This window comes from Pseudomonas sp. GL_139_B (genome assembly GCF_057834475.1).
The window spans coordinates 2,805,402-2,820,140 of the sequence record NZ_CM174403.1; the positions used below are offsets into that span (position 1 = coordinate 2,805,402).

At 56.8% G+C, this 14,739-nt stretch carries 12 protein-coding genes; 3 read left to right on the forward strand and 9 right to left on the reverse strand.

Annotated elements, in window-relative coordinates; genetic code table 11:
- Window positions 1–76: 76 nt before the first annotated feature.
- Entirely contained in the window at window positions 77–1,813 is a 1,737-nt protein-coding gene (locus AC3ISI_RS12895) for a phosphoethanolamine transferase CptA (protein ID WP_489337303.1), read from the reverse strand.
- A 196-nt stretch (window positions 1,814–2,009) separates the two neighbouring features.
- Window positions 2,010–2,192: a DUF6026 family protein gene (locus AC3ISI_RS12900; protein WP_489337304.1), complete on the reverse strand. Its 183-nt coding sequence runs from the start codon at window positions 2,190–2,192 to the stop codon at window positions 2,010–2,012.
- 270 nt (window positions 2,193–2,462) lie between these two features.
- On the opposite strand from AC3ISI_RS12900, the gene gnd reads away from it, so the two are divergent.
- Both gnd and zwf read left to right on the forward strand, forming a co-directional pair.
- A complete protein-coding gene (gnd, locus tag AC3ISI_RS12905; RefSeq protein ID WP_489337305.1) occupies window positions 2,463–3,443 on the forward strand; it encodes a phosphogluconate dehydrogenase (NAD(+)-dependent, decarboxylating) in 981 nt (326 codons plus the stop codon).
- A complete protein-coding gene (gene zwf / locus AC3ISI_RS12910) occupies window positions 3,440–4,963 on the forward strand; it encodes a glucose-6-phosphate dehydrogenase (protein WP_489337306.1) in 1,524 nt (507 codons plus the stop codon). Before gnd ends, zwf begins: the two co-directional genes overlap by 4 nt.
- Before the next feature lie 187 nt (window positions 4,964–5,150).
- Here the strand turns inward: zwf and nhaB are convergent, their stop codons facing one another.
- The 3 genes from nhaB to AC3ISI_RS12925 form a co-directional block, all read right to left on the reverse strand.
- On the reverse strand, window positions 5,151–6,653 hold the full coding sequence (nhaB, locus tag AC3ISI_RS12915; protein ID WP_489337307.1) for a sodium/proton antiporter NhaB: 1,503 nt from the start codon (window positions 6,651–6,653) through the stop codon (window positions 5,151–5,153).
- 62 nt (window positions 6,654–6,715) lie between these two features.
- Window positions 6,716–8,005, reverse strand: a complete 1,290-nt coding sequence (locus AC3ISI_RS12920) for an NHL repeat-containing protein (protein WP_489337308.1) — start codon at window positions 8,003–8,005, stop codon at window positions 6,716–6,718.
- 274 nt (window positions 8,006–8,279) lie between these two features.
- Entirely contained in the window at window positions 8,280–8,546 is a 267-nt protein-coding gene (locus AC3ISI_RS12925) for a hypothetical protein (protein WP_489337309.1), read from the reverse strand.
- Window positions 8,547–8,893: 347 nt separating this feature from the next.
- Here AC3ISI_RS12925 and AC3ISI_RS12930 point away from each other — a divergent pair, with 347 nt between their 5' ends.
- Complete coding sequence (locus AC3ISI_RS12930; protein WP_489337310.1) at window positions 8,894–10,219, forward strand: sigma-54 dependent transcriptional regulator; 1,326 nt, start codon at window positions 8,894–8,896, stop codon at window positions 10,217–10,219.
- A gap of 87 nt (window positions 10,220–10,306) precedes the next feature.
- Here AC3ISI_RS12930 and fapF read toward each other — a convergent pair whose 3' ends face one another.
- The 4 genes from fapF to AC3ISI_RS12950 form a co-directional block, all read right to left on the reverse strand.
- Entirely contained in the window at window positions 10,307–11,587 is a 1,281-nt protein-coding gene (gene fapF, locus AC3ISI_RS12935; RefSeq protein WP_489337311.1) for a fibril amyloid transporter FapF, read from the reverse strand.
- A 48-nt stretch (window positions 11,588–11,635) separates the two neighbouring features.
- Complete coding sequence (fapE, locus tag AC3ISI_RS12940) at window positions 11,636–12,385, reverse strand: fibril amyloid subunit FapE (protein ID WP_489337312.1); 750 nt, start codon at window positions 12,383–12,385, stop codon at window positions 11,636–11,638.
- A 32-nt stretch (window positions 12,386–12,417) separates the two neighbouring features.
- Window positions 12,418–13,098 (reverse strand): C39 family peptidase, encoded by a 681-nt coding sequence (locus AC3ISI_RS12945; protein ID WP_489337313.1) that lies wholly within the window; start codon window positions 13,096–13,098, stop codon window positions 12,418–12,420.
- A 64-nt stretch (window positions 13,099–13,162) separates the two neighbouring features.
- A complete protein-coding gene (locus AC3ISI_RS12950; RefSeq protein ID WP_489337314.1) occupies window positions 13,163–14,692 on the reverse strand; it encodes an autotransporter outer membrane beta-barrel domain-containing protein in 1,530 nt (509 codons plus the stop codon).
- Between the last annotated feature and the right edge of the window lie 47 nt (window positions 14,693–14,739).

The following is a 14,739-nucleotide window of genomic DNA, read 5'->3' on the forward strand; positions in this document are numbered from 1 at the left end:
TGACGGTGCGTAGCGGGGAAATGTTGCGCAGGGGCGGGGCACGGCAAAAGGGGCCGAAAACGGCCCCTGAATGGATCTACTTTTGAACGGCTGCCGGATCGGTTTTCGGCTTCATCAGGCTGAAGTCGATCAGCGGACGCGCTTCACGCTCATAAGGGTTGCCGATCATCAATGGGCGTGGCTTGAAGCTGGCGCTCACCAGGCTCTTGCTGCGGTCCAGTTCATCAGCATTCAAACCGGCCAGATCAGCCCAGGTGTGAATCAACTGTGAGCTGCTGTAAGGCCGGCTCAGGTCCGCGGCAAAATTCCAGTCATGGTTTTCACGCCATTTCGGGGAAGCCCAGGCCATGAAGGGAATGGTGTACATCGGCGCGGTTGGCTTGTTCTCGTTACGCCCAAGGGTCGTGTGACCGACGGAGTCAAATACATCTTCGCCGTGATCCGAGAGGTAAAGCAGGAAGCCGTTCGGATCGGACTTGGCGTAGTCCTTGATCAGGCTCGATACGACGAAGTCGTTGTACAGGACGGCGTTGTCATAGCTGTTGTACGTCGGCAACTGATCGTCGCGTACGCCGGCCGGCACGCCATTACGATCGGTGAACTTGTCGAACGTCGGTGGATAACGGTACTGGTAGCTCATGTGCGTTCCGAGCAAATGCACAACGATCAGCTTGCGCGGCGCCGCATCGGCCAACGCCTTGTTGAACGGCTCGATCACGTCGCCGTCGTATTGGGCAGCGTTCTGGTTACGGTTGTTGTTCAAGTACACCTGCTCGTCGGCCTGCTCGGAGAAGGTCGTCAGCATGGTGTTGCGCTTGGTCATGGTCTGCTGGTTGGTGATCCAGAACGTCTTGTAACCCGCCTGTTTCATCATGCTGACCAGCGATGGTGTGGACAGATAAAGGTCCGGGTGTTCTTCGTCCGCGAAGGTCAACACCTGCTGCAACGCCTCGATGGTGTAAGGGCGTGGGGTGATGACGTTGTCGAAGACCGCCAGTTGATCCTTTAGCTTGTCCAGTTCCGGCGTGGTTTGACGCGGGTAACCGTAGAGGCTCATACGCTGACGGTTGGTGGACTCGCCGATCACCAGCACCAGGGTTGCCGGCTGGTTGGCCATCGTATCCGTCAGGTTTTTCAGCGGAGCAATCTTGCTCGCGCTGTGCAGCATGTCCTGCATGCCCTCCAGTGTCTGGAGATAACGGTGATAAGCCACCGCCATCTGCCAAGGCACCGCGGGCTCGATGCGGGTTTCGAACTTGTCGAAGCCTTCAGCGAAACTGCCAGTGCGCGCGGTCTGTTTGGCCAGTGGATAACCGACCACGGCAACCACAATGGCCATTGCTGCCACCAGCGCCTGCCAACGTGGCAGGACTACCGGGCGCAAGCGAGTCCACAGGAAATAAGCGAACAGCGTATGGGCGAGGAACGCCGCGACCATCCACCAGGCGAAATACTGGGTCATGTACTCGCCAGCTTCAGAGATGTTCGACTCGAACATGATGAAGATGACGCTCTGGGAAAACTCCTGCTGGTAAATAAAGAAGTAACCCAGGCTGGCCATCGAGCAGGCCCACAGCACGACGCCGATCACCGCCGCCATCACGCGCGTCTGTTTAGGGAACAGCAGCATCGGCGCGAGCCAGATGGCGCTCATCACAAAGGCTTGCCGGAAGCCGCTGAAGCCCGAGGTACCGGTCAGTTGGATAAGTAATTGAGTGATGCCGGAAAAATACCAGAAGAACAGAAATAACCAGAGAAACCCTGCCCAATCGAAACCTTTCGCAGACGTATTGCTGCGTTTAAACAAAGCCATGCAACGCTCCAGCCAGAATTCACTTCGACGTCGAGCCATACATTGCCGACGAACGGAAACCACACGAGAACCGAGCGGCATTAATGGAAAGGATTATCAATAAGTATTTGTGAAAAATTTGTGAATTGCGGGGCGTCGCGAGGGGCAAAACGAGATCGGAAACAGCGTAAGGCTGTCTCCGATTCACCTGAAAAAATCAGGCGTGGGGCGCACGTTGGGTGACGGGCAAGGGGGGCGACTGAGTGCCTTGAGTCAGCTGCCGCAGTTGCGCGAGTTCCTGTTTCAAGAGGTCGCGCTCTTCTTTCAATTGGCGCAATTCGTCGCGATGGATCGTGACGTAAAGGGTTTGTGCTGGCCGTGCTGCGTGTACTGTGCCCATTGCTCACCTCGCAAATGGCTGACTCAACTGTAGAACTGCCCCGGTAAGCGGGCGAGATCCACTATCGGCGCTGATTTTGATTTCTTTTTCGTCTCAAGGGAACTTTTTTATTTTTTATGGTCGTTGTGTCTTCGGCACGATTACCGGCGTTATCAATCAGGATCGGGCACAATGCCCGGAAACTATGTACCAACGCTCTGGACTAACCTCATGAGTCACGTTGGGCTATAACCTTTGACACACATTATTTGTAGTAGGGAGCATCAGCACATGCAACTCGGGATCATTGGACTGGGCCGCATGGGCGGCAATATTGCGCGGCGCCTGATGCTCAATGGGCATACCACTGTCGTTTACGACCGCAATACCGCCTTCATCGAGACCTTGACGGCCGATGGCGCCACAGGCGTCGCCGACTTGCCGGCCCTGGTCGCAGGCTTGGCCAAACCGCGAGCGGTCTGGGTCATGCTACCTGCCGGCGCACCGACCGAAGACACCATCGACACCCTGAGCACCTTGCTCGAACCCGGCGATACCATCATCGACGGCGGTAACACCTTCTATAAGGACGACATCCGCCGGGCCAAAACCTTGTCGGAAAAAGGCCTGCACTACATCGACGTCGGTACCTCCGGCGGCGTCTGGGGCCTGGAGCGCGGCTATTGCATGATGATCGGCGGCGACGCCGAGGTGGTGAAGCGCCTTGATCCGCTGTTCGACAGCCTGGCACCGGGCATGGGTGATATCCCGCGCACCAAGGACCGCAAGTCCGATGACGATCGCGCTGAACGAGGCTACATCCACGCCGGCCCTGCAGGATCGGGGCATTTCGTGAAGATGATCCACAACGGCATCGAATACGGAATGATGCAGGCCTTCGCCGAAGGTTTCGACATCCTCAAGACCAAAGCCAGCACCAACCTGCCGCAAGACCAGCGCTTTGACCTGAACGTTGGTGACATCGCCGAAGTCTGGCGGCGCGGCAGCGTGGTGTCGTCCTGGCTGCTCGACCTGACAGCTGATGCGCTGGCCAGCGACCCGAAACTCGACGGTTACTCTGGTTCCGTGGCTGACAGCGGTGAAGGTCGCTGGACCATCGAAGCTGCCATGGAGCAATCGGTGCCCGTACCGGTGCTGTCGAACTCGCTGTTCTCCCGCTATCGTTCGCGCGGGCAAGGCACCTTTGGCGACAAGATCCTCTCTGCCCAGCGTTTCGGCTTCGGCGGCCACGTGGAGACTTCAAAAAAATGACCGGTCTGATCCGCAATAAATCCAAGGCAGAACCCGCACCACCGACCACGCTGTTCCTGTTCGGTGCCCACGGTGACCTGGTCAAGCGTTTGCTGATGCCGGCGCTGTACAACCTGAGTCGCGACGGTTTGCTGGGGGATGGATTGCGGATCATCGGCGTTGACCACAACGCCATTACTGACGATGCCTTTGCCCGCAAGCTCGAAGACTTCATTCGAACCGAGGTGGCCGCCAAGGTCGGCAAGGGCGATCAAGCCCTTGATCCGCAGGTGTGGGCCAAACTGGCCGAAGGCATCAGCTACGTCCAGGGTGACTTCCTGGACGACAGCACTTATCAAGCGCTGGCGGCTAAAATTGCCGCCAGCGGCACTGGCAATGCGGTCTTCTACCTGGCGACCGCGCCACGCTTCTTCAGTGAAGTGGTGCGTCGGCTCGGCGCGGCTGGTTTGCTGCAAGAAACGCCTGAAGCGTTCAGAAGGGTGGTCATCGAAAAACCGTTCGGCTCCGATCTGCAAACCGCCGAAGCCTTGAATGCGTGTTTGCTCAAGGTGATGACGGAAAACCAGATCTACCGGATCGATCACTACCTGGGCAAGGAAACCGTGCAGAACATTCTGATCAGCCGGTTCTCCAACAGCCTGTTCGAAGCGTTCTGGAACAACCATTACATCGACCACGTGCAGATCACCGCCGCCGAAACAGTCGGCGTCGAAACCCGTGGCAGTTTTTATGAACACACCGGCGCCTTGCGGGACATGGTGCCCAATCACCTATTCCAGTTACTGGCGATGGTGGCAATGGAACCGCCGGCCGCGTTTGGCGCAGATGCGGTCCGTGGCGAAAAAGCCAAAGTAGTGGGGGCCATTCGCCCCTGGTCTACTGAAGAGGCACGGGCCAACTCGGTCCGCGGTCAATACGCAGCCGGCGAAGTCGACGGTAAGCCATTGCCGGGGTATCGCGAGGAAAACAATGTGGCGCCCGACAGTACGACCGAAACCTACGTGGCGCTTAAAGTCATGATCGACAACTGGCGCTGGGTTGGTGTGCCGTTCTATCTGCGCACAGGCAAGCGCATGAGCGTGCGCGATACCGAGATCGTTATCTGCTTCAAACCCGCGCCGTATGCGCAGTTCCGTGATACCGAGGTCGATGAGCTGCAACCGACCTATCTGCGGATCCAGATTCAGCCCAACGAAGGCATGTGGTTCGATTTGTTGGCCAAACGGCCTGGCCCGGCGTTGAAGATGGCCAATATCGAACTGGGTTTTGCCTACAAGGATTTCTTTGAAATGCAGCCGTCCACTGGCTACGAAACGCTGATCTACGATTGCCTGACCGGTGATCAGACGCTGTTCCAGCGTGCCGACAACATTGAGAACGGCTGGCGCGCCGTACAACCGTTCCTCGACGCCTGGCAGCAGGACGCGACGGTTCAGCATTACGCGGCCGGTGAGGACGGCCCGGCGGACGCCGATGAACTGCTGGCCCGCGACGGTCGCGTCTGGCATAGCGTCGGATGAGGCGTTTGACGCTGACGGCACTGTAAAACGATCGAGTACTGCATTCGCGCTCACCGGCCCACGAAATCCCCTGTGGGAGCGAGCCTGCTCGCGATGAGGCCATGTCAGTCAACATCTACGTTGAATGTCAGACCGATATCGTCGGAACGCCGCCCGGAGCAGGCTCGCTCCCACATTTTTTTCAGTGTTACCGCCAGAAACTCACCGCATACCAGCCCAATCCGCCCATCACCACTGTGTATGGCAACGCCATCCACACCATCCGTCCGTATGACAGGCGAATCAGCGGTGCAATCGCCGAGGTCAATAGAAACAGAAACGCGGCCTGACCATTGGGTGTCGCCACGCTTGGCAGGTTCGTCCCGGTGTTGATCGCAATGGCCAGTGTCTCGAAGTGTTCGCGGCTCATATGGCCACTGATGAACGCCTGTTTCACCTCAGTGATGTAAATGGTCGCCACAAACACGTTGTCGCTGATGGCTGAGAGCAAGCCGTTGGCGATAAACAACATGCCCGGTTGCTGATGGGTCGGCAACGCCAGTACCCACTGGATCAGCGGAGTGAACAGCTGCTGATCATGAATCACCGCCACCACCGCAAAAAACACCACCAGTAACGCAGTGAAAGGCATGGCGTCCTTGAAGGCGTTGCCGATCCGGTGCTCATCGGTAATGCCAGTGAACGCAGTGATCAAGATGATTACCATCAAGCCGATCAGTCCGACTTCGGCGATGTGAAAGGCCAACCCTGCAATCAAGATCAACGCCGCGGCACCTTGCACCAACAAGGCGGCGCGCTGGCGTGCGGTGCGTTCTACATTGTCTTGGGCGGCATAGTTGGCCAGCACCGCGCGCACGTTGTCCGGCAGCAGGGTGCCGTAACCAAACCAGCGCAGTTTCTCCAGCAGCACGCACGTCACCAGGCCGGCGACCAGCACCGGCAGCGAAACCGGGGCAACCTTCAAAAAGAATTCGGCGAAATGCCAGCCCATCTCATGGCCGATCAGCAGGTTCTGCGGTTCACCCACCAGCGTGCACACGCCGCCTAACGCCGTACCCACCGCACCGTGCATTAACAGGCTACGCAAGAAGGCGCGGAATTGTTCGAGGTCTTCATGGTGAAGCGCGGGCAAGTTGCGGTCATCGCTGAACTCGCTGTCCTGGCGTGGATCATTGCCCGAAGCGACGCGGTGATAAACCGAATAGAACCCCACGGCAGCACTGATAATCACCGCCGTTACGGTCAAGGCATCGAGAAACGCCGACAGGAATGCCGAGAGGAAGCAGAACAGCAACGCCAGCAGCGCCTTGGAGCGCACGCCCAGCAGCAAGCGTGAAAACAGGAACAACAGCAGGTCTTTCATGAAGTAGATGCCGGCCACCATAAACATCAGCAGCAGGATCACCGGAAAGTTGTGCACCAGTTCGTCATACAGCGCCTGTGGCGTGGTCATTTTCAGCAACAGTGCTTCGACCAGCAGCAGCCCGCCGGGCATCAGCGGATAACACTTGAGCGCCATGGCCAGGGTGAAGATGAATTCCAGCACCAGCAACCAACCGGCAGCGACCGGACCGACTGTCCACAGTACCAGTGCGTTGAGAGTCAGGAACCCGAGAATGCTCGCCTTGTACCAGCGAGGTGAGTGGCCGAGAAAGTTATGCGCGAACGCCTGGGCCATTGAACCGGACATCGGCTACTCCTTGTTTTAAGAAGCGCGCAACTTGCCGTAACAAGATCTGAATATCAAGCGGCCTAGCCTAGATAGCGCGCTACAACGGCCTTGTAATTGCCATCCAGTGAATAACCGCCCACGATAATTCTTCCATCAGCCTGAATGGCTACCGACGTCGCGGTGTCCAGGCGGTCGCCCAGACGTGTGCGAACCCAGCAAGTGCCTTCGGCAAAGCCGGGGTCTAGCTGCCCACCGGGTAAATAGCGGGCTAACAGGAAATCAGCTTCAGATCCCCCATTCGTGGCGCCAACCGCCAACACACGGCCATCTGGCTGGCGCCGGGCGGCAGTCCATTGGCAGCCACTGCGGCCAATATTCAGTAGCTGAGGCTGGCCGCCGTTGCAACGAACATCCGGTCGACCATTACTGTGTATTTTCCAGGCGAGGCAACTCATCGGGTCGCGACTGCTGCCAAAACACTGTAACTCGCCATTGTCCTGCTCGATGATCTGGCTGACCTGAGCGCCGCGCTCCGCAGCCCTGAACGTCATAAAACCATCCACGGCGAAGGATTCATCCAGACGCCCGTCGGGGAGGTATCGGGCCAGCAAACCTTCTTCGGGGAAATTGACCGAACCGCCCACCATGATGCGGCCATCGCGTTGCAACATCAGGCTACTGAGCCAGGAGTTCATCAGTAAATGCCTGACAATCACAAAACCGCGGCCGTTGAAGGAGGTGTCCAGCTCGCCCTGGTGGGTGAGGCGGATCAGCAAGCCGACATGATCGGCCAGTTCGAAATGGTGATTGGCCAGTAACAGGATTCGGCCGTCATCCTGGACCTGTACGTCGCACGCTTCGGCCCCTGGGACACCAGGGGGGAGCCAGAGGTCGCGCATGCCCAGGGACAGGTTCCCCGGCAGGCGTACGACACAGCGCCCGTTATCAGCAAAGTGTTCGATGGGGTGACCTTGCGAATCGAACAGCGCCAATGCTGGCAGCGTTCGGTGAGCGCTTTCGTAGTGCAGGCCTGCGACCAGAATATGCCCGTTGGCGAGGACGTGGACTTTGCCCGCCATTGCCTCATGGCCGCGCTGGAACTGCCCGATAACGCTGCCGTTAGTGCCAAATGCGAGGTCCGTCGAGCCGTCTTCCCGTAATCGAGCGAGGCCAAAGCATCTGCCATTAGGCATGCCGACGCTCGCCGCCACCAGCACGCGACCATAGGCGTCCATCTCCACGCTGTTGGCGAGGCTTGAAATGCTCCCGGCAAAATACACTTGGCTTTTGCCACTGGAGGCGAAACTGTGATCCAGGTCGCCAGTCATGTTCCGCGATACAGGTGGGGCAAAAGCCGTCTGGTGTGGCATGCGCGCATCTCCTTGCGAGCTGACCGAAACCCGAGGGACGGGCGGGCAACTGCCTGCTAAACATTCAAGCCCTGAATGAACGATCGCACAACTGTCATAACTATCAGGCGGAGGGTCACTATGTGCCAGAACAGTGTCTTTTCGAACCACTGACCAGCCGGCCAAGTAATTCGATACCGCGAAGTTGGGGTATGGGGGGCGCTGTTACTGTTCAAAACAGCCAACTAGAGAGAAGGCGAAGGGGCGGACTACATTGAAGTAATCCGCAAGCCACTTAATGCGGCATGGACCATGATTGCAGTTTATAACCTTCCTGGCTCAACTCGGCACGGGCCTGCTGCAGCCGGTGCTCGAGTTGTGCCGGGTCGGAATAGGCACTGCAGGGGATTTGGGTGTGTCCGATATGGTTATTGGTGCGGTCGATGACAGTGATGCAGAGTTCGCCATTGCCGTCTTGTTGAGCCCAGGCGACGCATTGGAAAGGTTGGAACGCGCGATCGGCAATCAAAAGAGCTTCGTTGAAACGGAGCGGGGCGGTCATGGGGTCTTCTCTCTGTATGCCCAATCAAGTGATGTGCCGTCGGTTGGGCTTACCGTTCGGCTGGTTACTTGTACTGATGCACCCAACAGTGGGTCAGGTCACACACAATCAAAAGAAATTTCAACTTGCGTTCATATACTCAATGCAGGGGGGGCGCCTGTTGAAAGCCCAATGACCGATTCGCCCCGTCAGTTAACTCACAAAAAAACGTTCTTATAACGGATTAAGTGGCGTCCCTATAGTCAATCGATACAAGGCCCTGTCAAAGTCTTGCTAATGTTACAACCAGGTCCGCCAAATGACTGTTTTTACAAAAATTTCCTAAAATTTGGCGTCAAGGAACAGTCATGATCGAAACGCCTGCGTTACGACGTCTGTTAGTAGTAGATCCCTGTGACGACTGCCATCGTCTGTTACCGGGTTTACGCTCTGTGGGTTGGGATGTTGATAGCTGTTCTCTGGACAGCGCCGCTGATCGAATCTGCGACGTTGGTCTGTTGCGACTACAACCTTTTCATCTGGAACACCCAGAACCTGTCAAAGAGCTGATCAGTCGCAGTGGCACTGAATGGATCGCTGTGCTCAATCAAGAAGTATTGCGCTTGCAGAATGTCGGGGATTTCGTTTGTGAATGGTTTTTCGACTTCCATACCTTGCCGTTTGATGTCTCCCGGGTTCAAGTCACGCTGGGGCGCGCGTTCGGCATGGCGCGCCTGCGCGGGCAGGGCACGATTCACATCAATCAGAATGAACATGAGCTACTCGGCGACAGCAAACCGATTCGTGAACTGCGCAAATTGCTGAGCAAGCTGGCGCCCACCGAATCTCCGGTATTGATTCGTGGTGAAAGCGGTACCGGTAAGGAATTGGTGGCCCGCACCCTGCATCGTCAGTCCCAGCGCCACAGCAAACCGTTTGTGGCGATCAATTGCGGTGCGATTCCCGAACACCTGATCCAGTCGGAGCTGTTTGGCCATGAGAAGGGGGCCTTCACTGGCGCCCATCAACGCAAGGTCGGGCGGATCGAAGCGGCCCATGGCGGCACACTGTTTCTCGATGAAATCGGTGACTTACCCTTGGAGCTGCAAGCGCATTTGCTGCGCTTTCTACAGGAAAAACACATCGAGCGTGTCGGTGGCGGTCAGCCGATTCCGGTGGATGTGCGGGTGTTGGCGGCGACTCACGTGGACCTTGAGGCCATGATCGAGAAGAAACGCTTTCGCGAAGACTTGTACTACCGCCTGAATGTGTTGCAAGTCGTCACCGCCCCACTGCGTGAGCGCCATGCCGACTTATCAATGCTGGCCAACCACTTCTCCCACTTCTACAGCCATGAAACCGGGCGCCGTCCTCGCAGTTTCAGCGATGAAGCGCTGGTTGCCATGGGCAAGCATGATTGGCCTGGAAATGTGCGCGAACTGGCCAACCGGGTACGGCGCGGGCTGGTGTTGGCCGAAGGCCGGCAGATCGAGGCGCGCGACTTGGGGTTGATTAGTCAGCAGTCTGCTGCCGTGCCGATGGGCACGCTGGAAAACTACAAGGACCGGGCAGAGCGCCAGGCCTTGTGCGATGTACTTAACCGCCACAGCGATAATTTGAGTATCGCCGCCAAGGTGCTAGGGATATCCAGACCTACCTTCTACCGTTTGTTGCACAAGCATCAGATACGGTGAGGTGCAAGCGTCTGCAAGTTGAAGCCTGAAAACTTGCAGCTAACAACAAAAAAACCGCTAGAAGCGGTTTTTTTGTGGGCGCCAAAATTAGAAGTAGTACGGGAATTTCAGGCTGAAGGAAAAGTCTGGCGCGTCGTCGGTCAGGCCCAGGGCCAGGTTGGGAACGATCGTCAGGTTATTGGTGGCTGCCAGGGTCATGCCGATGTTGAAGTTGGCTGAGTTGTAATCGCTGTTGGTAATCGACTGCCATTCGCCACCGTCCGGCTTGATCTTGCTCTTGCGGGCAAACTGATCGGTGAACGAGAACGACATACTCATCTTCTCGTTCAAGGCGAATGCTATGCCGGCGCCGACCTGCCAGGAATCGCCCAGTTTCACGTCCCCAGGCACCTTGGAGTTGACCTGAGGGCTGATATCGCTGAAAGATTCTTCCATGTTGTAGGTATAGGCCAGGCTGCCGAACAGTACGGCCGGGTCGAAGGTCTTGACCAGCGAGATGCCCGGGGTGATCGCCCAGACACCATTGCCGGTAGGCAAGTCCTGGGGTACCGAGAGGTTGTCGTTGTTCGGGTCATTGACCAGTTTGATGCCGTAAGGGTCATCACCGGTTGGCGCCTTGACGCGCAAGGTAAAGACCGAGTCGGGCAGATTGGCCGACTCATCCAGGAACTTGTAAGCAACGCCGAAGTTCACATCGCCGATGGTTGGGTCGCGGGTAACGGTTGCGTCGGACGTCACCGGGCCTGCGCCACCGGCACCACCGGAGGAATACGTTGATTCGCGATAAACCACGGGAACGTTAATGTCGAACTGCCAGCGCTGGGCCACGTTGTAGCGGGCGGTCAGGTCCAGGGTCCAGTTGTCGGCCTTGATGCGGTCGAGGTTGATGTTGCCGAGAAAAATCGAGTCCAGTGCCAGGAAGCCGTTGAGCACCAGTGCACGGGTATCGAAGTGGGTGTAGGTCAGGCCGGTTTCGACGCTGAACTTACCGCCGCCGAAGAACCCACTGGCTTCGTCGTACAGGTTGGAAACGCTTTGTGCCGGTTGCGAGTCATCCTGGAGCGATTGGCCGTATGAACTGCCTGTGGTTCCCGGCGCACCGGCGGCCACCGTCTGACCACCCTTGACTTTTTCAGCAGGGGATTTGGTCAAGCGTTGGGGCGCGGGTGTCGCGGGTGCTTCTTCGACTTGACGAACGCGCTGCTCAAGTACCATCAGCGCGTTCTGTTGTGCTTCGTAACGCTGCTTCAACTCCATGAGTTCTTGTTTTAGTGCTTCGACCTGGGGGTCCGGTGCTGCGTAAAGCAGTGTGGCCGGGGCCAGGCTACTCAAACAAACGATAACTCTTAACGTTAACGATCGGTGCATGGGTAAACCGTCCCTTCTGACACTCCATCTGGTGAGACTCAGCGTAGATCAGAATCCGAGAGCGCGAAGACCTTTAAGCTGATCCAGGTTGCCGCTCACCGAACCGGCCGTCGGCACGTTGTCACGCAGCACAACATTCAGGGCCGTGAGATTGCGGACCTGGTTGCCACCGCCGAGCAACGTCGTGTTCTGCATCAGCCCACCCTGGGCCAGACGTTGTAGGGTACTGCCCTGGTTGTTGTTGGCCAGGATGTTGAGTTGTACACCCGTACCGGTCGAAGAAACGCTCAGCGATCCCGCTCCATTACTGCCGACCAATGTCGAGCCTGCGGCCAATGCCTGGCCCTGCTGTTGCGTTACTGGCGCTTGGTTAGCCTTTGTGACGTTGATGTCAACGTTGTTGTAGGCAGTGTTATTGTCGCCGGCGGCACGAACGACTTGAGTGACGCCTTCGGTGGTGTTGAGGCCGCTGCCGCCTGTGACGGTACCTGTACCGGTTGCTGCGCTTTGCGAACGTGAGTCAGAGCCTTTTGCGTCGATCATCGACACATAGAACTGTGGAGTGATAGTCGATTGTTGAATTTGCATCGAGGAAGTTGCCCCGATGACTTCACCGTTGGCGTTTTGCCAGGTACTGGTCATGGCAATGCCGAAACTGATAATCCGTCCCGGCATGACAAAGCGGCCTCGCAGGGTCGCCAATTCCTGATCGTTCAGTTCAATGGGTTTGAATGTCTGTGCCTGGGTCGACAGGCTGGCGGTCAGGCAGACCACGGCCAGCCAGATTGGAGTCTTCATGGATGCTCCCGGAGCGTCGTGCTCCCTTGTTATTAGAAGAAGTCGCTTTGGATGAATCCGAAATCCATCAACTCTGCGTCTTGCACCGGGCTGAAGGTATTGATGCGGTTTTTGGCGCTCAGTGGCAGCGGCGGGTCGAGCAACGCATTGGTTTTGTCGTAGCCCTGGCCGATGACGGCAAAGATGATGCCGTTCCAGCCTTTGACAAAGTCTTCAGTCGAGTAGCGTTTGTGACCGAGTACCGGATCACCGATATAGACCCAGTCTTTGTCCGCTTTTTGCATGACCACAAAGTGTTTGTAGCCACGAATGTCCATGAGTACGACTACCGGTATGCGGATACTGGTCAATGTATCCGGGGCTACTTTGTAACCGCGGGCTCGCATGCCGATGTTTTCCACGTAATGTTTCATGTCGAGCATGGAGAAGCCCTGCACGCGAACCAGATTAGGGTCGGAGTGGGCCAGCATGCCTTCGATAACTTGGTCTTCTGTCACGTCTAGCCAAAAAGCCTGGCGCAATATGGTCGCCAGGGCCGCCGCGCCGCAACTGAAGTCGGTTTTCTGTTGGACCAAGTCGGCAAATTTGCGCTCGCGTATGCTTTGAATCGGCTTGAACACCACCGCTCCGCCCGGCAGGACGGCCAGTGGCATTTGTGCAGCCTCGCTCAGACTGGCTACGCAAAGCAAAAACGCCAAGGCGATAATGCGCATTATGTGACGCCTTCTGGTGGTGTTGAAAAAGGCCCCCGAAAAGGGGGCCTCAAGAGTGCAGCAATTATAGCGAGTTGTTGGAAATGGCCAGCGAGTTGCTTTGTTGGTTGCCCACACCAGCAGCCACGTTGACGCCCAAGTTGCCACTGCCACCTTGAACAGAGCCGTTCAGGACAGCGGTGTTGGTCACAGGGTTTTTCCAGCCATTTGGAGTCAGCACTTGCCAGGACACGGTGTTGCTCAAATCAAACGAATCGCTCTCACTGAAGCCTTTGAAGACTGAGCCCGATGCGCTGTGCGAAGTGTCGCGGGATGCAGCGAATGCTGCGCTGTTAGCGGAGTCGCGCACTGCTGCGGCCGATGCGCTGTGCGATGTGTCACGCGCTGCGTTGAACGAAGCACTGTTTGAGGAGTTGCTCGCTACGTTGAGCGATCCGCTGTTCGATGTGTCTGTATTTGATGAGCTACTTGCATTATGCGATGTGTCGAGCGATGCGCCGAGCGATGCGTTGAGCGATGCGGCGGCCGCCGCAGCCACTGCGGCACTGTTGCTGTGAATGTTGCCGTTATTGTTGGTAGTAGCGCTCGCCGCAGCAATCAAAGCGGCGCTCGCGTTAGCGTTCAAATTAGCGTTCACAGCATCATGTGAAGTTGAATTTGAATTAGAGTTATTACCAACGTGCGAAGCAGAGTTTCCTGCAATGCCAAAAGCACTCTGCGAAGCAGAGTTCACACCCACGCTCAAACCATCATGCGAAGCAGAGTTCACAGCAAAACTCGCGGAATTATGCGAAGTAGTGGCCACTGCTGCGTTCGTAGCCGAGTGGCTAGCAGAGTTCACAGCAAAGGCCGCTGCGGCTGCACCTTGGGCAGCAGAATGACCGCTGCTTGAAGTGGTAAACGACAGCGTCTCTTGTGTGTACTGCCGATCAGCGTTGTTATTCACTGTCAGGCCAGGACCATTTTGGGTGGCGGAGGCGCTAGCTTCTGCGGTACCCAGTGCTGAGTGCGAGTTGGCGATCGCCATGGTGTTTTTCTGCTGGTTAAGGTCACCGCCAGCGATGTTGACTCCCAGGTTGCCGCTGCTGCCATTGATCGAACCATTCACCACCGCAGCCGCGGTGGAGGACCAGTTGGTAACATGATTGCGGTTGCTGTTTTGAGTAACTTGAGCGCTGGAGTTAGCATCACCGAATACGAAGGAGTTATCTTCAGCTGATGAGTTGCCACCCGCGTTAGCGATAGCGGCTGCGTTGTCTTGTTGGTTGCCATCACCGGCAGCTACGTTGACACCGACGTTGCCGCTGTTGCCTGTGACTGAGTTGCTCATCCCAGCCCCGTTCACAGTCCCTTGGTTTGTGATGGTATTGCCCGAACTATTCTGAGTATCCGAAGCATTCGCGTGTGCGCTGACATTTACTTGATGTTGCGCAGTAGGTGTAGGTGTAGGAGGAGGTGTCTGGTGGTGGCGATGGTGCATCCTGGTCGGTCCAGGTTCATTGTCATTGTTATTTTGTTGTCCAGCTTGTACAGCAACAGCCATGACCGCAGCGATTGCGAAAACCAGAGGCTTGATTGCCATTGAAGGTTTCATGGTGATTCTCCGTACTTATATTTTAGGTTAAGTGTTGTTCTTACCTG